Origin of the sequence: Companilactobacillus pabuli, assembly GCF_014058425.1 — a bacterium.
Lineage (GTDB): Bacteria > Bacillota > Bacilli > Lactobacillales > Lactobacillaceae > Companilactobacillus > Companilactobacillus pabuli.
On record NZ_CP049366.1, the window covers coordinates 1,552,210 to 1,576,976 of the forward strand.

At 34.8% G+C, this 24,767-nt stretch carries 19 protein-coding genes and 1 pseudogene; 8 read left to right on the forward strand and 12 right to left on the reverse strand.

Annotation, left to right across the window (positions count from 1 at the left end; all coding sequences use genetic code 11):
• Positions 1–41: 41 nt before the first annotated feature.
• The 9 genes from zwf to G6534_RS07595 form a co-directional block, all read right to left on the reverse strand.
• Complete coding sequence (gene zwf / locus G6534_RS07555; RefSeq protein ID WP_059074221.1) at positions 42–1,481, reverse strand: glucose-6-phosphate dehydrogenase; 1,440 nt, start codon at positions 1,479–1,481, stop codon at positions 42–44.
• 437 nt (positions 1,482–1,918) lie between these two features.
• Entirely contained in the window at positions 1,919–2,404 is a 486-nt protein-coding gene (gene yajC / locus G6534_RS07560) for a preprotein translocase subunit YajC (protein ID WP_059074252.1), read from the reverse strand.
• A 96-nt stretch (positions 2,405–2,500) separates the two neighbouring features.
• The gene (gene tgt / locus G6534_RS07565) at positions 2,501–3,643 is read right to left on the reverse strand and encodes a tRNA guanosine(34) transglycosylase Tgt (RefSeq protein WP_059074222.1); all 1,143 of its coding nucleotides are present in this window, start codon (positions 3,641–3,643) and stop codon (positions 2,501–2,503) included.
• A gap of 9 nt (positions 3,644–3,652) precedes the next feature.
• Complete coding sequence (gene queA, locus G6534_RS07570) at positions 3,653–4,687, reverse strand: tRNA preQ1(34) S-adenosylmethionine ribosyltransferase-isomerase QueA (RefSeq protein ID WP_059074223.1); 1,035 nt, start codon at positions 4,685–4,687, stop codon at positions 3,653–3,655.
• A gap of 65 nt (positions 4,688–4,752) precedes the next feature.
• Entirely contained in the window at positions 4,753–5,772 is a 1,020-nt protein-coding gene (gene ruvB / locus G6534_RS07575; RefSeq protein WP_059074253.1) for a Holliday junction branch migration DNA helicase RuvB, read from the reverse strand.
• 13 nt (positions 5,773–5,785) lie between these two features.
• Complete coding sequence (ruvA, locus tag G6534_RS07580; protein WP_059074224.1) at positions 5,786–6,373, reverse strand: Holliday junction branch migration protein RuvA; 588 nt, start codon at positions 6,371–6,373, stop codon at positions 5,786–5,788.
• A gap of 3 nt (positions 6,374–6,376) precedes the next feature.
• The gene (mutL, locus tag G6534_RS07585; protein ID WP_059074225.1) at positions 6,377–8,311 is read right to left on the reverse strand and encodes a DNA mismatch repair endonuclease MutL; all 1,935 of its coding nucleotides are present in this window, start codon (positions 8,309–8,311) and stop codon (positions 6,377–6,379) included.
• Between the two features lie 24 nt (positions 8,312–8,335).
• Positions 8,336–10,972 carry a DNA mismatch repair protein MutS gene (mutS, locus tag G6534_RS07590; RefSeq protein WP_059074226.1) on the reverse strand — a complete coding sequence of 879 codons (2,637 nt, stop codon included), beginning with the start codon at positions 10,970–10,972 and terminating at the stop codon, positions 8,336–8,338.
• Between the two features lie 17 nt (positions 10,973–10,989).
• On the reverse strand, positions 10,990–11,793 hold the full coding sequence (locus G6534_RS07595; RefSeq protein WP_059074227.1) for a TIGR00282 family metallophosphoesterase: 804 nt from the start codon (positions 11,791–11,793) through the stop codon (positions 10,990–10,992).
• A gap of 206 nt (positions 11,794–11,999) precedes the next feature.
• On the opposite strand from G6534_RS07595, the gene G6534_RS07600 reads away from it, so the two are divergent.
• The 8 genes and pseudogenes from G6534_RS07600 (at position 12,000) to G6534_RS07630 (ending at position 18,720) form a co-directional block, all read left to right on the forward strand.
• Positions 12,000–12,980: an AAA family ATPase gene (locus G6534_RS07600; RefSeq protein WP_182082561.1), complete on the forward strand. Its 981-nt coding sequence runs from the start codon at positions 12,000–12,002 to the stop codon at positions 12,978–12,980.
• Positions 12,981–12,982: 2 nt separating this feature from the next.
• Positions 12,983–13,063, forward strand: a pseudogene (locus tag G6534_RS12370) (hypothetical protein); the annotation flags it as partial.
• Positions 13,064–13,138: 75 nt separating this feature from the next.
• Positions 13,139–13,984 carry an ATP-dependent endonuclease gene (locus G6534_RS07605; RefSeq protein WP_238788882.1) on the forward strand — a complete coding sequence of 282 codons (846 nt, stop codon included), beginning with the start codon at positions 13,139–13,141 and terminating at the stop codon, positions 13,982–13,984.
• A complete protein-coding gene (locus G6534_RS07610) occupies positions 13,977–14,636 on the forward strand; it encodes a UvrD-helicase domain-containing protein (protein WP_182082562.1) in 660 nt (219 codons plus the stop codon). Before G6534_RS07605 ends, G6534_RS07610 begins: the two co-directional genes overlap by 8 nt.
• Positions 14,637–14,727: 91 nt before the next feature.
• Positions 14,728–15,522 carry a 3'-5' exonuclease gene (locus G6534_RS07615; protein ID WP_476695922.1) on the forward strand — a complete coding sequence of 265 codons (795 nt, stop codon included), beginning with the start codon at positions 14,728–14,730 and terminating at the stop codon, positions 15,520–15,522.
• Positions 15,523–15,691: 169 nt separating this feature from the next.
• Positions 15,692–16,261 carry an SLAP domain-containing protein gene (locus G6534_RS07620; RefSeq protein ID WP_059074231.1) on the forward strand — a complete coding sequence of 190 codons (570 nt, stop codon included), beginning with the start codon at positions 15,692–15,694 and terminating at the stop codon, positions 16,259–16,261.
• 279 nt (positions 16,262–16,540) lie between these two features.
• The gene (locus G6534_RS07625) at positions 16,541–17,704 is read left to right on the forward strand and encodes a restriction endonuclease subunit S (RefSeq protein ID WP_082666935.1); all 1,164 of its coding nucleotides are present in this window, start codon (positions 16,541–16,543) and stop codon (positions 17,702–17,704) included.
• 89 nt (positions 17,705–17,793) lie between these two features.
• Positions 17,794–18,720, forward strand: a complete 927-nt coding sequence (locus tag G6534_RS07630; RefSeq protein WP_059074232.1) for a site-specific integrase — start codon at positions 17,794–17,796, stop codon at positions 18,718–18,720.
• 45 nt (positions 18,721–18,765) lie between these two features.
• Here G6534_RS07630 and G6534_RS07635 read toward each other — a convergent pair whose 3' ends face one another.
• Genes G6534_RS07635 through G6534_RS07645 form a run of 3 tightly spaced genes read right to left on the reverse strand, consistent with a single transcriptional unit; the run spans position 18,766 to position 24,613 of the window.
• Positions 18,766–20,034, reverse strand: a complete 1,269-nt coding sequence (locus G6534_RS07635; protein ID WP_182082564.1) for a restriction endonuclease subunit S — start codon at positions 20,032–20,034, stop codon at positions 18,766–18,768.
• Positions 20,027–21,634, reverse strand: a complete 1,608-nt coding sequence (locus G6534_RS07640; protein ID WP_059074234.1) for a type I restriction-modification system subunit M — start codon at positions 21,632–21,634, stop codon at positions 20,027–20,029. The genes G6534_RS07635 and G6534_RS07640 overlap by 8 nt, the downstream gene beginning before the upstream one ends.
• 3 nt (positions 21,635–21,637) lie before the next feature.
• Positions 21,638–24,613: a type I restriction endonuclease subunit R gene (locus G6534_RS07645; protein WP_182082565.1), complete on the reverse strand. Its 2,976-nt coding sequence runs from the start codon at positions 24,611–24,613 to the stop codon at positions 21,638–21,640.
• Positions 24,614–24,767: the final 154 nt, after the last annotated feature.

Genomic DNA, 24,767 nt, shown 5'->3' on the forward strand with positions numbered 1-24,767 from the left:
TTCAATTTTAATGGGTATTTTTAAGAAGATAATTAATACCTCTAATCATCCCAAACCCAAGAATTACCATCACGTTCAAGTAACATTTCTGCAGCATCTGGTCCCATTGTGCCACTAATGTAATTTGGAAATTCTGGTGTTTGACTAGCCCAACGTTCTTCAATCGTATCGATGTACTTCCAAGTACTTCTTAGTTCATCCCAAAGTGTGAAGTGAACACGATCTCCAGAAAGAATATCGATGATCAAGCTTTCATAAGCTTCACGAGCATTATCGAAGTCTTTTTCTTCTGGGAATTTGATGAAATCTTGAGCTGACTCTTTGTAGTCAATTCCGTTGATCAAAATGCTGTGATCGTCTTTTCTTTCAATCAAGAGTGTCACGACTGTATTAGGTTTAATGCCCAGTTCATCAACTTTTTCGTTGAAAACAATATCAATTCTTGAAGTTTTGTCTGGCATTCTCTTACCAGAACGAACATAAAATGGTACACCACTCCAACGATCTGAATCAAATTCAAGTTTACCAGCAGTGAAAGTTTCAATGTTAGAATCTGCTGCTACTTTGTCTTCTTGGCGATAAGCATTTTCTTCACCGAGTTTATCAGTGTCATATTGTCCACGAACAAAATCTTGATCAACTTGTTCTGGAGTCATTTCTTTCAAAGAAGCGAATAAGTCACACTTGTGTTTGTGAATAATTTTGGCATCAGTAGCTTCTGGTTCGTCCATGGCTGTGGCACCGATAATTTGCATGATGTGGTTTTGAACCATATCACGAAGGACTCCAGCAGTTTCATAGTATCCACCACGATCTTCAACACCGATTTTTTCAGCCAAAGTTACTTGAATATTTGAAACATACTTGTTATTCAAAGCTTTTTCAAATTTAGGGTTGTGAGCACGAAGGTCAGGAATAACTTGAACCATCTTTTTACCTAAATAGTGGTCGATACGGTAAATATCGTCTTCTGGGAAAGCTTTAGAAATATTGCCATTCAATTCACAAGCTGAATCTAAATCACGGCCAAATGGTTTTTCGATAACTAAACGGTTGTAACCATCAGTCTTCAAACCTTCTGAATTAATGTGTTCAGCAACGGTTCCAAAGAATCTTGGAGCAATTGCCATGTAGTAAACGCGGTTGTGGCCAGCAGAAAATTGATCATCTAGTTTAGCAGCCAAATTCTTTAGAGCAATATAATGTTCTGAATCATTGACGTCATGTGATTGATAGAAGAAATGTTGTGCAAATTCTTTCATTACATTTTCACTATCATCAAAATAGTCCTTCAAAGAAGTGATAACAGTTTCACGGAAATAGTCATCACTCCAAGGACGACGGGCAGTACCGATAACGGCGAAGTGGTCTTTTAAAAATCCCGATTTATACAAGCGGAACAAGGAAGGATACAGTTTTCGATGAGCTAAATCACCAGATCCCCCAAAAATAATAAAAATTGCTGATTTTTCTGTAACCATTTTTAAACTCCTTTGAAAGCATCATGTAATTATATTTTACAACATGAATTATTAAACTTCTTCATTAAACGCTTATTATTTATATAAATATGTTGTTTACTTGGAAATGATATACCCTCAAGTTGGGTTTAAGGCAAGAAAAAATACTTGCTAAGTATGCCGTCGTCCGCAAAAGCCCTGTGATTGGCTGGAACGCTGCCGGCACTATTTTGAGCTTTTGCATGGCCCCAAAGACGCAAAATCTCAAAACTAGGCCTTTTTGTAAGTGCTAAAGCACTAACAAAAATCTGGCGGCTGAGCCATCACAGGGCTTTTGCTCCCGACTGAATTCTTCTTTTTTGCTTCTCTGTCTTAAAGATAAGGTCAAAAACAAAACATTAAAACCAAAACCTACAAAAAAAGATTGGAGCGCTTGGCTTCAATCTTTTTTTGATTAATTATTTTGTTTCTTCTTTTGTATCTTCTGCATCTTTTGAGTCTTCAGCTTTTGGTTCTTCAACTTTTGAATCTTCGGCTGGTTTTTCGTCAGCAGTTTCTACTTTTTCAGTTTCAGCTTCTTTTGGTTCTTTAGCTGGAGCTTCTTTCTTTTCATTCTTTGCTTCTGCACTGTCTTCCTTAGCAGCTGTTACGCTGTTACCTGGTTCAGCACGACGAATGAAGTTTAGGTCAAATGTTAGATAAATTCCGTCACAATCTACGACAACTTCTTTGTTGTCACGATCGATTGATGCGATAACACCTTTGATACCACCAAGAGTAACAACTTTGTCACCTTTGTTCATGCCTTTAAGCATTTCTTGACGTTTTTGTTGTTGCTTCTTTTGGGGACGAATTGATAAAAAGTACATACCAACGAACATGATAACGACAAAAATCATGAGTCCCATTGATCCACCAGCACCTGCAGCGCCTAATGTAAGCATATTCAAATTTTCCACCTCTTAATAATTTGCATAAGTATAGATTAACAAAAATTTTCCTGTCTTTCCACACTAGTAGGTTTTTCTTATCAAAATCTTCTAAAAATTCTTAGCATTTTCTTTGTTGAAACCGTAATCTTCAAAAACGTGTTCTCTAAATTCTAGTAGATTGTCATCTTTGATAGCTTGACGAACGCCTTTCATCAAGTTCAACAAGAAGTACAAGTTATGGTAACTAGTCAAATGTGTTCCGAACAATTCGTTAGCGTTGATCAAGTGACGAATGTAAGCACGTGAATAGTTGCGACATACGTAACAGTCACAGTCTGGATCGATTGGACCGAAGTCTCTAGCATATTTGGCATTCTTAACAACTAGACGACCATGAGTTGTCATACAAGTACCATTTCTAGCAATTCTTGTTGGCAAGACGCAGTCAAACATGTCGATACCTCTAATAACACCGTCGATCAAGGAGTCTGCTGTACCTACTCCCATCAAGTAACGAGGTTTGTTTTCTGGCAATAGTGGTGTTGTGAAATCAAGGACACGATTCATTTCGCTCTTTGATTCACCAACCGAAAGTCCCCCGATTGAATAACCTGGGAAGTCCATACTTACTAAGTCTTTGGCACTTTGCTTACGTAAATCTTCAAAGCCCGCGCCTTGAACGATACCAAACAAAGCTTGCCAATCAGGATTACGGTGAGCTTTTAGACCACGCTCAGCCCAACGACTAGTTCTAGCGACTGACTTTTTGATATAGTCATAACTTTCAAAGAATGGTGGACATTCATCCAAACTCATCATGATATCTGGACCTAAGTAATTTTCAATCTTGATAGCTTTTTCTGGTGACAAGAATTCACGACGACCATTTAAATGGTTTCTAAAGTGAACCCCGGCTTCAGTGATATCACGAGTTTTAGCTAGTGAAAAGACTTGAAAACCACCGGAATCAGTCAAGATACCTTTGTCCCAATTCATGAATTTGTGCAAACCACCGGCTTCTTTAACGATGTCTTCACCAGGGCGTAACCACAAGTGATAAGTATTAGCTAAAACGATCGTAGCACCAATTTTTTCTAAGTCTTCAGGTGCCATGTTTTTAACTGAAGCTTCCGTTCCAACTGGCATGAAGATTGGTGTTTCAAAAGTACCATGTGGTGTTTCTAGCATACCTAAACGTGCACCAGTATGCTTTTCTTTTTTAATTAATGTGTATTTAACAGCTGGTTCCATATATTCCCTCTACTTAATGAACATTGCATCGCCAAAACTGAAGAAACGATATTTTTCCTCAACAGCATGACGATAAGCGTTCAAGATATTTTCACGACCAGTAAATGCAGCAACTAACATAACCAAAGTTGATTTTGGCAAATGGAAGTTAGTGATAAATTCATCAACGACCTTCCATTCGTAGCCAGGTTTGATGAAAATGTCAGTCCAGCCACTGTCGGCTTTGATTTCGCCATTGAACTTGGTACCGATAGTTTCTAGCGTTCTGATTGAAGTAGTTCCAGTCGCAACGATCTTGCCACCATTTTTCCTAACTTCATTCAAAGTCTTAGCTGAATCTTCATCCAAACGATAAAATTCTGAATGCATTACGTGCTTATCAACGTCAGTTTCAGTTACGGGTCTAAATGTTCCTAAACCAACATGCAAAGTTACATAGACTAATTTAACGCCCTTTTCTTCGACTTTCTTGAGGAGATCTTTTGTCCAGTGCAAACCAGCAGTTGGAGCAGCGGCTGAACCATTTTCTTTGGCATAAACAGTTTGATAACGGTCAGGATCATCGAGTTTTTCTTTGATGTATGGAGGAAGTGGCATTTCACCTAATTGTTCCAAAATCTCCATAAAGATTCCTTGATAATGAAATTCGATGATTTTTCCACCGTGTTCAAGGTCTTCCAAAACTTCAGCTTCAAGTTGACCATCGCCAAATTGAACCTTTGTACCGACTTTGGCACGACGAGCTGGCTTCATCAAAACTTCCCACTTGTCGCCTTCGATGTTGTTCAACAACAACACTTCTTCATGGCCGTCAGTGTCTTCTTTAGTCCCGTACAAACGAGCTGGTAGAACACGAGAATTGTTCATAACTAAAGCATCCCCAGGGTTCAAATAATCCAAGATGTCATAAAAATGCTTGTCTTGATATTCACCTGTTTTGTGATCCAAAACGAGTAGTCTTGAGTGATCACGATCTTTGATAGGTGTTTGAGCAATTAGTTCTTCTGGTAAATCATAATCAAAATCTTCGGTTGATAGTGACATTAATGTAATCTCCTTTTATGTGGTTTAACAAAATTCTTTAGATACGCCAAAACGAGTAAATCGCTTTACTCGTTTTTTTCGGGATAAGGTATTCCCATGTGTTCATAACCTTTTCTCGTCACGACACGACCCTTGGCAGTTCTCTTCAAGAATCCCATTTGCATAAGATATGGTTCATAAACTTCTTCAATTGTTTCTTGGTCTTCACCGATGTTGGCAGCGATGACTTTTAGACCAACGGGACCACCATTGTACAATTCAATGATCATCTCTAAAATTCGACGGTCCAAATGATCTAATCCAGCATCGTCAACTTGTAATTGGTTCAAAGCAGATTTTGCCATCTTGTAATCAATCGTATCTTGATTTGCTACTTGAGCAAAATCACGGACACGCTTGAGCAATCGGTTGGCAATTCTAGGTGTCCCACGGGATCTTCTAGCAATCTCATGAGCTCCTTCTTCATCGACATTGATATTTAAAACTCGTGCAGAACGGAAAACAATTTTAGACAATTCATCTATGGTATAGTACTCCATTCTTTCGACAATTCCAAACCGATCTCTTAGTGGTGCAGAAAGTTTTCCAGCAGCCGTTGTCGCACCAATTAAAGTGTAAGGCACTAGTTGGTGATGCAATGATCGTGATTCACTACCTTGACCAACGATGATATCAATGTAGAAATCTTCCATTGCTGAATACAAAACTTCTTCAACCGCTCTAGGCATACGATGGATTTCATCAATAAACAAGACGTCACCTGGTTCTAGTTCATCCAAGACAGCTACTAAGTCGCCAGATTTTTCAATCGAAGGACCAGTTGTCGTATGGATGTTGACGCCCATTTCGTTAGCGATGATCATAGCCAAAGTTGTTTTACCTAACCCTGGAGGTCCGTATAGCAAAACGTGGTCTAGAGTTTGTTGGCGTTGTTTGGCAGCTTTGATATAAACATCTAATTCTTTTTTAGCTTTTTCTTGACCTAAATATTGGTCAAAACTTTGGGGACGGAGCGTTTGTTCAACGATATTTTCAATATTATCTAATGAATCGGCATCCGTTAAACGTTCATCATCATTTTCGATAATTGACACCTCCCTAACTCAATAATTTTAAACCGGCACGTAAGTATTCGTCGGCAGATTTGAGATTTTCTTTTTCTAATTGTGACTTTACTTTACTGATTTCTTTAGCTGAATAACCTAGTGAATCTAAGGCTGCTAGTCCATCTTCTAGTTCTTGATTGCCGCTACTTAAGACGGCTGGAGTTTCACCTAGAGTCATCTGACCTTCAGCGGTAAATTTACCAGATAGATCCAAGATGATTTGTTGAGCAGTCTTCTTACCAATCTTAGGAAACTTAGTTAAGAATTTGACATCGTCATTTTCAATCGCATGGATCAAACCTTGTAAGTCTTGCCCAGCTAAAATGGCTAAAGCACTCTTTGGCCCAATTCCTGAAACGCTGATTAAATGTAGGAAAATATTTTTCTCATTCAAATCATAAAAACCATACAAGGACTGTTCATTATCACGGACGATTTGTTCAACATAAACTCTGGCTTCTTGATTTTCTTCGTAACGATAAGGATTAGCCACTTGGACTTTGTAGCCGACACCTTGGACATCCACCACAATATATGAAGGAGTCACTGATGTTATTAAACCATTCAAATATTCAAACATAATTTATTCACTCTCTCTAGTATCGTGTGGATCCTGGATTCTCTTGAACATTTTCTCGAGATCCTTGTTGCTGAATTGTACTAAAACTGGACGACCATGGGGACAATTGTAAGGATTCTCAGCTTTAGTCAAATTCTCCAATAACTTTCGTGCTTCATTGTCAGTTATGTGGTGATTAGCTTTGATAGCTCGCTTACAACTCATCATGATGGCGTTCTTCTCACGGAAGCTGGCCACACTAATTTTAGAATCATTTAGGACATAGTCAATCATTTCTTTGATAGTCGATTCCTCTTGTCCGGGTACAAACCACGTTGGATGAGTGTTGACGACAAAACTGTTTTGACCAAAGTCATCTAAATATAAACCGATACTCTCCAAAACGGGCTTCTTTTCCTTGATCAAGATACTTTCAGCGTTGGGATAATCCAAGACGATTGGAACTAATAATTTTTGTTGGTCGTTAGAAACCTTGCCAATTTCTTTGCGATAGTATTCGTAGTTAACTCGTTCTTGAGCGGCATGTTGATCAATCAAATAAAAGCCATCTTCACTCTCAGCGACTAAATAAGTTCCATGGATTTGACCGATGTAGCGCAAATTTGGAAAACCAATCGTTTCTTCTTGTGATACTGGCTCTTGCTGAGTTGTTTGTTGCGAATCTACTACTCGAACCTTTTGATCAGTTTCTTGTTTGAGCCGTTGATCCCAAGCTTTGAGATGTTTTGGGTCTTTGAAAATCGGCATCCCGTCCATTGGTGTTTCTACTGGTGTTTCTGGTGACATTGGACGTTGATATTCTGGTCCGGGTTCAGCTGTAGCTGTCATTAGTGGTTCGTTGATTTTGTCGATAGTTGAAATGTCGTTTAAACTGATTTGTTCAGGTTTATACGTATCGACTTTAGGCGTGATCTCTTTTTTACCGAGATTTTTGACTGCATCCGGAATTAAGTTTTGATTTGACAAACGTTCCCGAATTCCATTACTTATCAAGTCGCCGATGTGACCTTCATTAGTCAAACGAACTTCTTGTTTCGTCGGATGGACATTGATATCGACTAGAGCTGGATCCATAGTAATATTGACTACCGCAATTGGAAATCTTGCCACCATCAACTTCGAGCCGTAGCCTCTGATAATAGCGTTAGTTAATTGGAAATTACGAATGTAGCGACCGTTCAAAATTATTGAAATATACGAACGATTGGAACGAGTCGTATCTGGTTTTGAGAAGTAACCTTTGATTTGATAATCAGGGTCAGAATTTTCAAAATCGAGCATGTGACTAGCAATCGTACGACCATAAATTCCGGCAATCGTCTGTTGTAAATTGTTGTTGCCAGATGTCCAAACTAAGTCCTTACCTTCATGAATCAAGCGAAATGAGATCTCGGGATGACCCATAGCTAAGCGGTCAACGATATCAACGATTTTATTCAATTCAGTGTGCAATGATTTAACGTATTTCAAGCGAGCGGGCGTATTGAAGAATAAGTCTTCAACTGTCATGGTCGTTCCTTTTGAGCGGGCAAAGGTTTCCTTTTTAATCAATTCATTACCAGAAAACTTAGCTCGTTGAGCTGATTTGCCGTCCACACTTGTCACAACCGTTAGTTTGGAAACAGAGGCGATACTAGCCAAAGCTTCACCACGAAATCCTAATGTTTTGACATTGAACAAGTCACGGTCAGTTGAGATCTTACTAGTCGTGTGGGGCAAAAAGGCCACTTCAACATCATCACTGGCGATTCCTTTACCATTGTCGTTAACTTCGATCGATTTCAATCCAGCTTGAGCGACAGTAATTAAAACTTGGGTAGCTTTGGCATCGATGGAATTTTCCACCAGCTCTTTGACGACTGATGCTGGGCGTTCAATAACTTCCCCAGCTGCGATCTGGTTGCTTAATTCAACTGGTAGTTCATGAATAATACCCATTTTTCCACCTTCTTTTATTTAAGTTTATTTGAGTTTCTTTTGCCATTTGTAAAGTAAGTTAATGGCTTCAATTGGGGTGATACCCATTAAATCTTGTTCAGAAATTTCTTTTACCACTTGTGATTCTTTAGTGGATATTTTCTTAGTAGTTGGTTTTGGTTCTGGGAAAAGCGACAATTGTTGTTCGTCGTCATCTACTGTGTCAACTACCTCTGGTTGTTCTTTGACTTTTTCGACTGGTTTAGGAGCAGCTGGTTCATGGATACTTTCAGAAGTTGTCGTATGAACCGAAGTTTCTTCTAAACTACTCAAAATCTTGCTGGCACTGTTCAAAACTTCTTCCGGCAATCCAGCTAATTTAGCAACGTGGATTCCGTAAGACTTATCTGCAGGTCCAGGCAAAACTTTGTGCAAGAAGACTAAGTCACCATTTTCTTCGGAAGCATCAACGTGAACATTTTTCAATCCTGGCAATTGACTTTCTAGTTCAGTCAATTCGTGATAGTGAGTTGAGAACATCGTCATCGCATGAACGTTTTTGTCGATGTATTCGATGATTGCTTGAGCTAGTGCCATTCCATCATAAGTAGCCGTTCCACGACCAATTTCATCAAAAATGATCAAACTGTTTTCCGTAGCGTTCTTCAAAGCATCATTAGCTTCACGCATTTCGACCATGAAAGTACTGTCACCAGAAATCAAATCATCGGCAGCACCAATTCTCGTGAAGATGTGGTCAAAAATCGGCAACTTAGCACTCTCAGCAGGAACGAAACATCCGATTTGAGCCATGATGACGGTCAAAGCTAATTGCCGCATGTAAGTACTCTTACCGGACATATTGGGCCCAGTTATCAACAAAATATCAGTGTCTTTGTCAAAATTGACATCATTTGGAATGTAGCTGTTATTACTCAAGACTTTTTCCACAACTGGATGACGTCCGTTAGTAATTTTTAGCTCATGTTTATCCACAAATTCTGGAGCGATGTAGTGGTAATCTTCACTGACGACCGCAAAACTTTGGAGGACATCGAGTTGTGACAAAATATTAGCTAGCGCTTGAATACGTCTGATTTGGTCTTTGATTTTTTGACGAATGTGGTCAAATAAGTGATATTCCAAACCTTTCGACTTCTCTTCAGCTTCTAGGATCATGCTCTCTTTTTCTTTTAGTTCCGGTGTGATGTAGCGTTCAGCGTTGACCAAAGTTTGTTTTCTGGTATAGCGGTCTTCTGGAACTTTGTCGATATTGGCCCGACTGACTTCGATATAGTAACCAAAGACTTTGTTGTAGCCAATCTTCAAATTGTTGATACCAGTCTCGTCTTGTTCCTTAGCTTTTAATGTAGCCAACCACTTCTTACCATTCTTTGAAGCATCGAGATATTGGTCAAGTTGGTCGTTGTAACCTTCCTTGATCAAGCCCCCGCCGGTAACAGAAATTGGTGCTTCTTCAACGATAGCTTGGTCGATTAAATCACGGATATCGGCTACTTCGTCGATTTTTTCCACAAAGGCTGTCAATTCGTCATCACCGATGTCTAATAAGATTGACTTAATTTCCGGTACTTGTTGCAAAGACGTCTTCAGTTGAATCAAATCACGACCGTTGACAGTCCCATAAGCTACTCGACCAGCCAAACGTTCAAGGTCATAAACTTTTGTTAAATAATCTTGGAATGATGATCTTTGGAAATAATTATCTAAGAATACTTGGACAAAATGTTGACGCTCTTTTAACTTATCGACTGAGATCAAAGGTCTGGCTAACCATTGTTTGAGTAGTCGACTTCCCATGGCAGTTTTAGTTTCATCTAATAGCCACAAGAGTGTTCCAGATTTTTTATTAGTTCGAATATTTTTGAACAGTTCCAAATTGCTTTGAGCGGAATGGTCCATCAATAAATAAGCGGAAGTTTCATATGATTGAGCTGGCTTCAAATGGTCGAGTGAACGCATTTGAGTTTTAATCAAATAACTGATCAATAGCTTAACAGTATCGACTTCTTGGTCACTTGAAATCTGTGAGAAATCAAAACTGTAATTGTCATCTAACTCATCTAATTTAGAAATTAAGATACCGTATTTGCGCAATTGGTCGAGGTATTTTTGTGGGAAACTACCTGAGACAACTGTTTCTTTAGTATCGAGATTTTGCAATTCATTAGTTAAATCTAACTGACTTTTGACTGAAGTAACTTTGACTTCACCAGTGGATAAGTCGGCATACGCCAATCCAAAGACATCTTTATGAGCTGTGATAGCTGTGATGTAGTTATTTTCCTTAGCTTGGTTAGCTTTGTCCATAATAGTTCCAGGAGTAACTACTCGAGTTACACCACGTTTGACCATTTTACCTTGGGCATCAGCAGGATTTTCTAGTTGATCACAAACAGCAACTTTGTAACCTTTATCCACAAGGGTGTCGATATATCCTTCGATTGCGTGATGTGGCACTCCACACATTGGAATACCCTCATCAGCTTTTTTGTTGCGAGATGTCAAAGTTAGTTCGAGAATCTGTGAACCTTTGACAGCATCGTCGTAAAACATTTCATAAAAGTCACCAACTCGATATAACAAAAAAGCATCTGGGTATTGTTTCTTATACTCCAGATATTGCTCCATCATTGGTGTTTCTTTAGTTTTTTGAGGCATGAATTCCCTCCGTTTAATTAATTCAAGAAAGTTTGATTATTTGGTGTGATTACATAATTTTTGATACTACGTGCATTGTTCGTTTTGTCATTGACTTCAACAACACAGAAATTAATCTGCATGCGACCATCTTCATCAACATCGAAGCGGTTAGGTCTTTGGGTTAAGAAATTATTGATGATTGGTTCTTTTTTGTCACCTAGGATACCGTCATATGAACCGGTCATCCCAACATCAGTCAAGAGTGCCGTTTGCTTGTTGATAACTTGTGCATCGTTAGTTTGAACGTGAGTGTGAGTTCCGACAACTGCTGAGACACGACCAACCATATAATTGGCAAAAGCAATCTTTTCACTAGTTGTTTCAGCATGGAAGTCAACGAATTTGATAGCATCATCGTCCAAAGTCTTCAACAAATCATCAGCGGCTAAAAATGGATTATCAAGTGCACGCATCATAGCTGTTCCCATCATGTTGATGACGTAGACTTTTTTAGAATTGACATTGATTTCGATGAAGCCACGACCAGGAACATTTTTACCAGGGAAATTGTATGGACGTAAAATATTTTTCTTAGGATCATCGATGAAGTCTAAAATTTCACGTTTATCCCAAGTATGATTTCCTCCTGTGACCACGTCAGCTCCAGCACGAGTGATCTTTTGATAGTCAGGTTCTTTGGTTCCTTTACCACCAGCAGCATTTTCACCGTTAACGATGGTTAGTTGTGGCTTAACCTTCTTTTTGATTTCAGGTAGATACGTTTCAATTGCCTTAATGCCGACAGAACCTACGACATCTCCTACAAAGAGTATTTTCATGTTATTTTATCCCCAATCTTTACCTATGATATTGTATCAATTTTAGTGGAAATAAAAAAGACCAAGCGAACACTTGGTCGTATATTTTCCAATTATCATTGTTCTTATAATTTATACTCTCAAAACAAATCACAGTGTATTGTTTGTTGAGAATATTCAATCTATACTTAAAATATATTAAATATTTAATATTAAGGATGTGCATCATGGACAACTTAACCATTTCTAAAATTCATATTAAAAATTTCAGATCGATTCAAGATAGTACAATAAATTTAAAAAAAGAATCGATATTAGTGGGTAAAAATAATATAGGAAAAACTAGTATTATCGATATCTTTTCTTCTATCAATAATATAAAAATAACAGATTTTAATATTAAATTACTTGAAAGAATCATAGAAAACAAAAATTCCCCAGACAAACTCACGACAGATGATTCATTGGAGTTTGAAATCACTTATGAATGGAAAAACTTGTCAATCGATTATTGGGAACTTTTAAGTAATATCTCCAATAATGGCAAAACAACAGTTTTGGTTAAATTTTCAATTCCAAAGGAAAATTACCAATTAATACAAAACATATCAGACGTAAATGATTTACTCAATTTATTTACTAGAGATATCTATATTGGATCTGAGGATGATTTTAAAAACGAGAGGCAACAATATGTGACAGCTTCAAATAGTCTAATTCACAAATTAATACCCAATTTATATAACTTGGATACAATACAGCCTGGTAATATTTTACTGTATCCGATTAAAGCTTTTCGATATGTGGACAGCGGAAAGGAAAGCAATCAAGAAACAACTGCTAATCAATTTTCAGATGAGGTTACAAACTTAATACTATCTAATGAATCTGGTAAAAATGCCCTAAATGATATTCAAAAAAAAATAGATGAAGATGTTCAACCAACATTAGGAAGCCTTCAAAACGAATTAAAAAGATTTTCTTATCCTAAAAATCAAAAAAATCCTTTAAAAGCTATATTAACAATTGATAAATGGATTGAAAGTCCAACGGTACGAATAGCTCAAGTATTCGATAAACTACAAGGATTCGAACTTCCATTGAATGCTCAAGGATTGGGATATCAAAACATATATAACATTATTGCAAGAATAAACAACTTATTTTCAAAGATGGCCAAAAACAACTTAAAAATCCAGTATTTTTAATAATAGAAGAACCTGAAGCATTTACGCATCCCCAATTACAACATATATTCATTCAACAAATTAAAGATTATATTAAAACCTTAGCTGAAAAAATAAACATAAATTATCAACTTTTGATTATTTCACATTCCCCAGAAGTTGCAGTTTCGGCTTTCGAAATGAATTTTCAAATTATAATAGGAAGAAGTCACGGTGGAATTACTAGATTTATCACTTGGGATAATTTGGGAAGTAATAACCCATTATCTAAACAAAAATTGAAAAAATTAATTTTAAATTATAATGCTGAATTACTTTTTGCAGATAAACTTATTGCAATTGAAGGTGATTCTGAACGGATCCTCTTAAATTCCATTATGAGAAAAATTAATCCGACTTTATTATCTGAAAAAATTGCAATTATCCCAGTTGGTACAAACTTTAAAGGATTTAAAGATTCTTTAGCTGATTTATTATTCGATAAGATTTTATTAATTACTGATATTGATTTTTCTGAAAAAGATACAGAAGACAATAACATCTATTCTACTAACAAAAATATACAGTTACTATTTTCTTCCAATTTGGATACTACTATAAAGGACCATCCTTTGAACAAAACTTTGAAGCAAGAAAAATCTTTTCTAACCAAAGAATGGAATCTAATGCCCAATGGAAATTTAACTAATTCAGATAATGATAGTATCTCTTCAAATTTTAAAATTGTGACTGAAGGATACAGTAATGAATTTAAATTTTGGCCTAGAACACTTGAAAGTGCCATGGTAACAGCAAGTCACCAAAATTTTGATTTATATAAAAAAAATGAATTACTAAGAAACGATGTTAAAGTTTCATTGGATAAGAACCCATACTTACTAAACGATATAGAGGGAAAATTACTCAGAAGTACAGTAAAAAAAGCTGACTTTGCGCTAAATACCCTAGATTTTATCAACAATAAAACTTTTAGAATACCTCAATACTTAAAGAAAGGATTAGAATGGTTTGGTAATAATGATTGATGACACTTATTTAACTAAAAAGAATGGTATCTATGAAGTTAGAGGTGCGGCCGGATCAGGTAAAACATATCAATTAACAAAAGATATAAGAAAATTATCTTTATCAAGTAATTCTATTTTCATAATAAGTTACTCTAATGCGGCAGTAGATGAATTAAAATCACGTCTAAATAATCCAGTTTTAAGTATTTCAACTATTCATTCCTTTTGTTGGAAAATTCTTTCAAATTTATCTTTAAAAATCATAAAATACAATAAAGATAATAATTTTTCCCCTGATGCATTCAAAGATATAAAATTCAATCCACAAATTATAAAAAAGGTCACTTATGAAGAAGGAATCCCATTCTTCAACAATGAAACAGGAGAATTATTTTTATCGCACAATGACATAATAAATTTATTCATATATTCTATTAAAGAGATACCAGAATTACGAATGTCTATTTCAAATACCATTGATTATTTATTAATTGATGAATATCAAGATACAAATGGAAAATTTTTACAATCTATTTTTGAATATTTATCACCGAACTGTACTATCGGATTATATGGTGATCCATGTCAGTCAATTTATTTGAATGAAGATACTATTAACATTAGTAGTAGATATGATATTACCTCTGAGTCACTAAAGAACAACTATTAGATCAAGATCAACACTAGTAGAATTCTTCAATGAATTTCGAAATACTTTTGACAAACTTGATCAAGTTCCCCAAAGGACTGAAACAACAAAGATACACGTTTTTGCTCGTAACGGCTCTTTAAACGACGAAACTGTAACAAGTATTGAGAATAAAACCAATGTACACAATGAAACAATTTTATCATTAACAAATATCTTGCGTACTAAGATCGTCGGATTAGAGAGAATAGCAAAAAAATTAAAGAAAGACTTTCCCAAAAAGAATAAAGTTGCGTGGGAAAAAATAATGAATCCTAATTCTAATGAATATACCAATATCATGAACAGTTATGCATGTATATTTCAAGATAATAATTACTTAGCAATCAAGTCACTTCTGAAGATATTTACAAAAGACTCTTTAGAAAAAGTTGGTCTAGATTCTGTTAAAAATTTAATTACGAAAAAAAAGAAAAAAAATGATCCAAGTATAAAAGAGTTTCTAGACTTAAATTTAGAAATGAATGCCGGTTTAGATTCATTTAAAGAGACAATCAATTTATTTAATCTTACGGATCTAAATGAAATAGTAGAATTTTACAAAGTTTTTGACAGCACCACTACGAAGAACATTACCATTTTTAAGTCAAAGGGTCTTGAGTTTGAAAATGTATTACTAAATATTGACTACGGGTTCTACAGGAAACGCAATTGGAACAATATTAATTTTAATCATAAAGAAAATGATAACAGAGATACTGATCAAGATATTATGTACTATCTCTTCTATGTTGGCATAACACGTGCTAAAAACAATTTAAATATATACATAAATAGTAAACAAAACAAAGAATTTTTAAATAAATTTACTGTCAAATTTCCTGATATTGAAATTCAATACATATAAAATATTTGTTTATCTAAATCAACCGTATAATTGAATAACAAAGTTAATATTCATTCATTGTTAATTCAAAATAACAAATCAAACCCCTATACAAACTTGCTTTTAAAACCAGTAAGAAATTTTATTTTTTGCTATACTGGCGGTGCAAATACAATTAGAAGGAGTTTTTATGAAAAAATACCACATTTTGAGTTTATTTTCTGTTCCTTTTCTTTTAGTACCTTGCACTAATTTGGTCGACGTATCAGCGAAAACTACCACGTATAATTTTTTCCCGACTGATAATGGACCAATCGATACTAGTTATTCGGGGACCGTCACTACTGTTGGCGATAGACCATTTTTAACACTGTATGCTTTTAATGACAATCGATTCAGCTTGATTCGTAATCGAGCTCTGGCTCCTAAGACTGCTTGGTTTTATGATCAGACTGTTTCAAGAAATGGTGAGATCTATTATCGAGTTGCGACTAATGAATGGATTAAATATGATGAAATTGAAGGTTTCAGCGGCCATCACAATCGCAAACACTTTGAGAAAAAGACAGTTACTTTGAGAGTTAGACCAGTCTTGCCTGCCCCTGTTTTCGATGGGAATTTCAATGATACTGGGAAGACTTTGGCTGTTGGTAGTGAGTGGATTGCTTTTGAGAAGCCCGTTTATTTTGGAGGTAATGCTTATTATCAGATTGGGAAAGATGAGTTTGTTGCTGGGGAGAGAGTTATTAATTTGCATTGATGGTTTGTTTTGAATTTTAAGGCTAGGCTTTGATGCCCGGTCTTTTTTATTTTGGAGATTCTTTTACTTTTCTTCTTTTGATTCCTTGAAGTATTAAGTAAATCTAAAGTTACTGTTATTCAACAGTATCATTCCTTATTTGCAAAATAATTCAAAATGGATTTTATTATTTTAAACATAATCATATTCATTATTATTAGGGATTTTATATGATAGAAATAATCAAATTAATCAATTTTTATAACCATTTTTCGCACTGAAATTTGGGAACAAGTTAAGTTGTCAGATTTGACGGAATTCCATAAGCAAGGGTTTTATACCACTGAATCATACGATGAGTCAAAGAAGTATTATTTGTTACGTGGGACGGACTTAACTGGTAATAAACTAACAATACATGATGATACTCCTAAAATTAATGCTTCGGAAAAAGAATTCAATGACTTCAAAGTTGAAGTAGGAGATGTTTTATTAGTTCGTAGTGGCGGAGTTGGAACATATGGTATCGTTTATGATGAAGTTCAAGGTATTTTTGGTTCATACTTAATTGATTTTCGTTTTGACCAAACTCAAATGTTGAATGAGTTTTTTGGATATTTTTATGAGTCAGATTTATTTAAACAACAGTTACGAAGAATTAGTCAGCAATCTGCTAACTTAAATATTAATGCGGAGAATATAAAATCTATTTCAATCGACTTACCATCAATTGAGGAACAGAAAAAAATTGAGGGTATCTTAAAACAAATTGATAATCTAATTGCTCTACAACAACAGCAGTTAGACTTATATACCAAACTTAAAAAGGGATTATTGCAGAAATTATTCCCTAAAGATGGGGAAAAGATTCCTAGAGTAAGATTTGCTGATTTTCATGAAGATTGGGAACAGCGAAAACTAAAAGATTTAGCCAATGTTATTGGAGGCGGAACTCCATCTACAAAAATAGGTGAGTATTGGAATGGAGATATAGATTGGTATTCTCCTGTTGAAATAGGTAAAAGTATTTTTGTAAATCATAGTCAAAAAAGAATAACCAAACTAGGACTTAATAAAAGTTCAGCAAAAATATTACCAATTAATACTTTACTATTCACATCTCGGGCGGGTATTGGAAATACTGCAATATTAAAAAAAGAAGGAACAACTAATCAAGGTTTTCAATCAATAGTACCCATTAAAGATAAACTGGATATATATTATTTATATTCAAATTCTGATAAATTGAAAAGATATGGAGAAAGAGTTGGTGGAGGTTCAACCTTTACAGAAGTATCAGGCAAACAAATGAAGGAAATGCCGATTACAATACCTACCATACATGAACAAAAGAATATTGGTCATATATTTCAATTGTTAGATTTCCAAATAATATTACAAGAAAATAATTTAAAAAAATTAAAGCAGTTAAAAAAATTTCTACTACAAAAATTATTTATTTAACAAAATCGAATGCTAGAATTTTCAACTTCTGGATAATAAATACTGGTATCTAAATTTAATACCATATAAATTATTCGGAGGTTTTTTCTATGCCCAGAACTAAATCATCACAATTATTTTATAAGTATTATGAAGAATGGATTGAATTGTACAAGGTTAACGCCATTAGATCAGTCACTTTGGACAAATATTATATGAGTCTAAAATGGATTACTAAGTTGGCTCCAGAATTAAAGTTAAATGATTTAAATCGACGAACTTATCAGAAATTGATTAATGATTATGCTTTAGAACATGAGAAACAAACTACTCAAGATTTTCATCATCAAGTAAAAAGTGCCATTATGGATGCTGTAGATGAGGGATTGATCAAACAAAACCCTACTCGAAAGATTATTATTAAAGGGAAAAAGCCAGGCAATAAGAAGCCTAAGTTTTTGAATCAATATGAGTTACAACAATTAATCAGACAACTTGATTTAGGAACAGAATTAAATTGGGATTGGTATATTTTACTAGTTGCTAAAACTGGATTGAGATTTGCAGAGGCTTTGGCAATTACTCCAAATGATTTTGATTTTGCTAAGCAATTATTGAGTGTCAATAAAACTTGGAATTATCGAGCAACGAAAGGCGGCTTTCAACCTACTAAAAACTTCTCATCAATCAGAAAAGTTCAACTTGATTGGCAGATTGCTATGCAGTTTTCTCAGATGGTAAAAGATTTACCTAAAAATGAGCCGATTTTTGTTAAACAGCGTGTTTTTAATTCAACTGTAAACAATCGTCTGACTGTTTTATGCAAACGTGCTGAAGTTCCCATCATTACTGTTCATGGACTTAGACATACTCATGCATCAATTCTCTTATTTGCTGGGGTTTCAATAGCCAGTGTTGCTAGAAGACTGGGACACTCTAATATGACCACCACTCAGGAAACTTATCTTCATATTATTCAGGAATTAGAAACGCAAGATGGCGAAAAAATAATGCAACAAATGGCTCAATTAATGTAAAAAGACAAACATGACAATATTTAAATTGTTGTGTTTGTCTTTTTGTTAAATGAATAGTTTTTGCAAGAGATATTTCTTTAAAGATTTTAATTCATCTAGTTGTTCATGTTGTAGAGCGATAGTTGAGTCTAATTTATTAAGAATCTTTCCCAAGACTTTTTGCTCATCTCTTTTTGGAACAATTACTGTCCATTTTTTTAATTCTGACATGGGAATAAGATTGACGATAGCCGATCCGGGATTAGATGATGTCAATCTTCTTTGCATAAACTCACTTCTCATCCATTGTAAGAAGAATCTGCCATCCATAATAGAATTATTAATTCTAAATCTTATTAATGCTTGATTGAAAACCCCTTTTTTTATATCGTTAGGAACTTTAGCTATTTTACCAATGGTACCAGCGCCACTCATTATGAAATCGCCAGGGTTTAGTTCAAATTTTATTAGCTCTTGAAATTTTTCTTTTGTAATAAAATACCTTGTATGAAAATTATTGTATATTGCATTTTGTTGTTCATATACGACATAATCACTGTTTTTAACAAATAAATCTTTTTTTAATGAACTACCGAATGGGCCCCTACGTATACCATTATTTTTATCTAAAATTTCTTGAAACTTATGCTGTTCCCAATCTCCATGAAAATCAGTAAATCTTACTTCAGGTACTTTTTCTCCATCTTTAGGGAATAGTTTTTGCAATAATCCTTTTTTAAGCTTGATATAAAGGTCTAACTGCCGTTGTTGTAGGGTAATTGCTATATCAACTTTTGATAAAAGAAGATTAATGACTTTCTGTTCTTTTAATGTAGGTAAGTTAATTGGTAATTTATTTATTATTTCAGCATTATAACTTTGTTGTTTAGTGCCTTGTGTATAACGAATACCATATTCATTTCCATATTTTCTATACCACTGAAAAAGAAATTTTGGTGACAATTTTTTTTCGTCTGTGAATAGGGCCATACAAGATTGATTTAACGTAGTATCTATTCCTAACAGTGCACAGTTTCCTCTAGTTCCAACAGCCTCAAGTCCGGTTATTGCAATAACAAAGGTCCCTTTTGGAATAATTTTTAGATTAGCATTTTTTTGCCCATTGCTAGTTATTTTCTCATTGGTTCGTGTAACAATACTTCTATTTAGTTCTCCACTAGTAAGCCAATCAATAGTTCCATTCCAAAATGATGATTTTGATCTACTAGGAGTTTGGCCATTGTATTGCTTTTTTAGAACATTTTTCATTTCATGCTGTTCCCAATCGTCAATAAACCCCTTAAATCGAACCTCAGGTACCATTTTTTTATTCATGATTATTCACCTCATCATTCAACATAGAGATAAAGTCATCAAGATCATTTTGAGTCTTCTCATCTGAAGAAGTGAGTTCTTTCATCATTGAAAGCAACTCATTTTTATTTTCCATAATTTTTTTGTTATTTTCTCGAATTTCTTTAGTAACTTCACCTAAATCAATTTCTGGTTCAGGTTCAAAAGTATCAACATAACGTGGAATATTTAAATTGTATTCATTCTCTTTAATCTCATCGATTGTCGCTACATGAGCGTACTTATCAACGTTCTTACGGTCTGCATAAGTTTGAACAATTTTATCGATATTTTCTTCAGTTAATTTATTCTGATTTTTACCTTTTTCAAATTCATTACTTGCATCAATAAATAAGATATCATCATTAGTCTTATTCTTTTTGAGAATCATAATTAAGGTTGGAATACTTGTTGAATAGAAGATGTTAGCCGGAAGTCCAATAACAGCATCAATTTGATTTTTATTAATCAATTCTTTACGAATCGTCCCTTCAGCCGCACCTCGGAATAAGACACCATGTGGCAAGACAATTCCCATCGTACCAGTTGGTTTCAAATGATATAAGCCATGCAATAAAAAGGCATAGTCAGCTTTAGTTTTAGGTGCTAATTTTCCATAATCACGAAAACGTGGGTCACTCAAACGACCTGCATTATTATCCCAATGGGCTGAATAAGGAGGATTCATTGCTACAGCATCGAATTGATAAGGTTCATCTGATGGCCAATCAACGTCCAAAGTGTCACCATTACGAGCATAAATATCTTCATAACTTACACCGTGCAACATCAAATTCATACGAGCTAAGTTGAAAGTTGTATTGTTCAATTCTTGTCCGTGATAACTGATTGGTTGATCTCCAGTCACTTGATCAGCAATCGTTAACAACAAAGAACCTGAACCCATAGCTGGATCATAGACACTACGAATTTGAGTATCTCCTTCTTTATGACCAATCGAAACGATTCGAGCAATAATTTCACTAACAGATCTAGGAGTATAGAACTCTCCAGCCTTTTTACCAGCACTCAAGGCGAACTCACTAATTAAATATTCATAGGCATCCCCTAAAACATCACGACCGTTATCAAAATTAATATCTTTTAAAGAAGTAATAACGTCGTTCATGGTTTGACTAGGATTTTTACCTAATTTATTTGAATCTAAATCAATATCAGAAAATAGTCCCTCAAAATCTTCTTCCGAACTGTGTCCTTTTACTGATTGTTCAACATTGAATAATGCTTGCTTCAAATCACTAATTTGGAATTGATGATGTTGAATTCTAACAACCATCGAGTCAAATAAATCATTAGGTTCAATGATATATCCGTTGGCTCCATACAATTCACTCTTAATATCTTCTTGTTGCTCGTCCCAATACTTCTTATAAACTTCAATTGGATTACCATCTTCGCCGGTAGCTTCCATAACTGTTTTCAAAGTCATATCACTTAGGAATCGATAAAAAATCAACCCTAACAAATAATTTTTATATTCACTAGCATCCATCGTTCCTCTCAAGGCGTTAGCGGAATTCCACAATGCTTGCTCTAATGTTTTTGATGTATCTTCACTCATTTTTTATTTCTCCCCTGCAATGTATGGTGCTAAGTCGTCCTTGATAAATTTTCTCCAAGCACGTTGAACTGAACCCTTAAAACTCAAGATATTACGATATTCATGACTGTTACTTTCGGCAACTTTAATATCAGCCGTTTGTTTCAAAGCTTGTTCATGTCCAAATTCACCGGTCGCTTCATATTCAGTTACTAATCGGTTAAATAACTCTTCATCGAGTCCATATTCATTAATGAATTTAGTTATCTTTTGTTGTTTTTTTCTACTTTGATGGAGTGCATAACTAGCTCTGGCATCATAATTAGCAGGTATATCTCCACGTTTTCTTTCTTCTGTCACGAATTCTCGGATATTATCAGCTTCACGTTGATTTCCGGATTTTGCGAATTTATCGGCAGCTTGGTTAAATTCATCAGCTGCAAATAAGTTTTCTGTATCTAACAAATATTTAGTTGCTAATCCTAAGACATATTCTTTATCTATAACAAGTTCTGTAATTACCACATCATCAAAGTCATATTTCAATGAAATGGGATCTGAATCATCTCTGTCAGATTTATGATCCTTTAAATAATCCCTAATATTTTGAAAAGCACCTTGGAAATAACCAAATTCTTCTTTAGTTATTCCATACTCGTCAGCATGTTCTTCCCAATCAAAATCAGAATATGAAGAGATGTATTGTAATTCTTTAGATAAATTCCTAAATTTCTTTAAGAAATCTACTTGTTCTTTTTCAGTAGATTTAGTTAAATTGTTCGCCACTTCAGGAGTTGGAGTAAATTCTTTTAGTTCCTTAACAGCTTCTTTGAATGTATCTTCCATTTCATGAAATTCAGGTCGAAAGACTTTCTTGAACGAACCTTCTCCAGCATACTTTTCAAACGCATTTTCAGTTCTCGCTCTCATCAGTTTAGGGCGTCTGAACATAACAACATTTCCTTGCGTTTTATTTTTGTCATAAACACGATTAGTTCTAGCGAAAGCTTGAATCAATCCTTGATACTGCATCAATTTATCTAAATACAAAGTATTCAATCTTGGTGCATCAAAGCCCGTCAATAAACGTGCAACTACGATTGTTAAATCAATTTCTTTATCCGGTGGTAAGTTCTTGTATTGTGCTTCGGTACGGGCCGTTCTTTTTGCAACGTCATCGATATAGACATTCACATTATCGAGAGAAAATGCTGTTTCTGATCCAGCATAACGAATCGAGTAATCCTTCATAGCTTCTGCTAAACCTGAGCGTTGGTCTTTATTAGTATCGCCATTTTCATTAATGGAATAAGTCAATGCAACTTTAAGATTATGCTTTCCTTCTTGTTCCAATTTTTTGAATAATCGATAATATTTCAAGGCTTGATTAATATCCACAGTTGCAAAAATAGCATTGAATTTACCCTTTTCAGATTTTCTACGCCAGTTTTTAATAATCCATTTCACAACTTTTAAACGATAATTTTGGGCAACTTCCTCATCACTGTTATATGCTTCGTCAGGTATTTGCTCTTCTTCAACTTCATCACCATTACGCTCATCAGTTACTTGCATCAAGCTGACATACTCAGAATTAAATGGCAAAATAGCCCCGTCACTTAGTGCGTTCCCAATGTTGTACCGATGGAGCTCAGGTCCAAACTGGCTCTCGGTAGTTTGATCTTGTGGCGTTTTATTGAAGTCAAAAATTGGAGTTCCGGTAAATCCATACCAATTTTGTTTAGGAAAAGCTTGGCGGATAACTTTTTGCATTTCTCCAAATTGCGATCTGTGAGCTTCATCAACAATAAATACCATGCGTTTCTTCATTACACTAGCTAAAGGTTCTCTATGACCAGTATTAATAGCTTCTTCATTTCTTTCAACGGCTATTTTCATTTTGTTAATAGTTGTTGTAATGACGCCCGGTTTGGAACTTCTAAGTCTTTTAATTAATTCTCCAGTATTATTAGTTTCAAAAATAGTATCGTCACTATTAGTTGAGAACTTGCTGAAATTCTTTCCTGATTGATTATCTAACTCTTTTCTATCTGACAAGAAAATCACTTGATTATTCGGATTTCTCTGCAATAAAGTTGCAATTTTGTAGGCCGTGAGCGTTTTCCCAGACCCTGTAGCATGCCAAACGTAACCATCTTCATGCTTAGAAAAAGCTTCACGAACAGCATTTACGGCATGAATTTGATAAGGACGTAAAACTTTTAAAGCATCTCCATCAGCAACTGTGTAATTACTAATAAGATTGTGTGCCATAGGTATTTTTAAAAAGTCTTCAGTAAATTGTTTCCAATTATGGACTGGTTGATTTTTCTTATCTAACCATTCAAAGAAGAATTTATTATTGAACAAGTCCGCACTTTTCTCATTAGCAAAATAACGGGCTGTATCTTCTTTTAAGGCCACAAAAATTTGGACAGCTGAAAATAAACCATCATACTTATTTTCTGATTTGTATTTTACGATTTGATTTGATGCTTCTTTGATACTGACATCAACTTTTTTCTCTTCAATTTGAATCAAAGGTAATCCATTGAACAGCAACGTTACATCAAAACGACGGTTAACATTATCAGGTGAATCTTCTTTGCCTGGACGAATAGCTTGACGAATAACCTCATAACGCATTTGTCCACCAGCAATTGCATCACGCCAGAACAACTTCAAATCCATAGTCCCTAATTCTGGATTATCTCTTGTAATATTCAAAATTGATTCATAATTACCAGTTAAAAATTCGTTCATTTCAGTTGGAGTTTTTCCACCGATATTACGCATAATTTCACTCATTTCAGTATCAGTGATTTTTACTCCGTTCAGAACACTATGATTATTTTGATTGAGAATCTCACGGAAATGATTTTCCAAATCCTTAGGCGTCGCATTATCTAGGGCTTTATTATACGTCCACCCATTTTGAGTCAAGGTTTCTACAAACTCCTTCTCAAAAGTAAGCTCCCCTTTCGTTTTGTACAATGCCATTTTTCTCCCCCACTTTATCAGTTAAAAACCATATAAAATTACTATTATACTTAGTTTAACTGTATAACTTACGTTGTTAAAGAGTTTTAGTGTTTGAGTGTTCGCTTTTCCTTTATTACAAAATAAAAAATGACTAGACAATTTGTCTAATCAT

Bases quoted from the DNA above. Each gene is read 5' to 3' on its own strand.
- tgt (WP_059074222.1), bottom strand. From the start codon at position 3,643: ATGGAACCAGCTGTTAAATACACATTAATTAAAAAAGAAAAGCATACT.
- G6534_RS07610 (WP_182082562.1), top strand. From the start codon at position 13,977: ATGATTGATGACACTTATTTAACTAAAAAGAATGGTATCTATGAAGTT.
- yajC (WP_059074252.1), bottom strand. From the start codon at position 2,404: ATGCTTACATTAGGCGCTGCAGGTGCTGGTGGATCAATGGGACTCATG.
- G6534_RS07645 (WP_182082565.1), bottom strand. From the start codon at position 24,613: ATGGCATTGTACAAAACGAAAGGGGAGCTTACTTTTGAGAAGGAGTTT.
- G6534_RS07595 (WP_059074227.1), bottom strand. From the start codon at position 11,793: ATGAAAATACTCTTTGTAGGAGATGTCGTAGGTTCTGTCGGCATTAAG.
- mutS (WP_059074226.1), bottom strand. From the start codon at position 10,972: ATGCCTCAAAAAACTAAAGAAACACCAATGATGGAGCAATATCTGGAG.
- G6534_RS07600 (WP_182082561.1), top strand. From the start codon at position 12,000: ATGGACAACTTAACCATTTCTAAAATTCATATTAAAAATTTCAGATCG.
- G6534_RS07620 (WP_059074231.1), top strand. From the start codon at position 15,692: ATGAAAAAATACCACATTTTGAGTTTATTTTCTGTTCCTTTTCTTTTA.
- G6534_RS07605 (WP_238788882.1), top strand. From the start codon at position 13,139: ATGAATTTTCAAATTATAATAGGAAGAAGTCACGGTGGAATTACTAGA.
- G6534_RS07640 (WP_059074234.1), bottom strand. From the start codon at position 21,634: ATGAGTGAAGATACATCAAAAACATTAGAGCAAGCATTGTGGAATTCC.
- G6534_RS07635 (WP_182082564.1), bottom strand. From the start codon at position 20,034: ATGAATAAAAAAATGGTACCTGAGGTTCGATTTAAGGGGTTTATTGAC.
- G6534_RS07630 (WP_059074232.1), top strand. From the start codon at position 17,794: ATGCCCAGAACTAAATCATCACAATTATTTTATAAGTATTATGAAGAA.
- mutL (WP_059074225.1), bottom strand. From the start codon at position 8,311: ATGGGTATTATTCATGAACTACCAGTTGAATTAAGCAACCAGATCGCA.
- queA (WP_059074223.1), bottom strand. From the start codon at position 4,687: ATGTCACTATCAACCGAAGATTTTGATTATGATTTACCAGAAGAACTA.
- zwf (WP_059074221.1), bottom strand. From the start codon at position 1,481: ATGGTTACAGAAAAATCAGCAATTTTTATTATTTTTGGGGGATCTGGT.
- ruvA (WP_059074224.1), bottom strand. From the start codon at position 6,373: ATGTTTGAATATTTGAATGGTTTAATAACATCAGTGACTCCTTCATAT.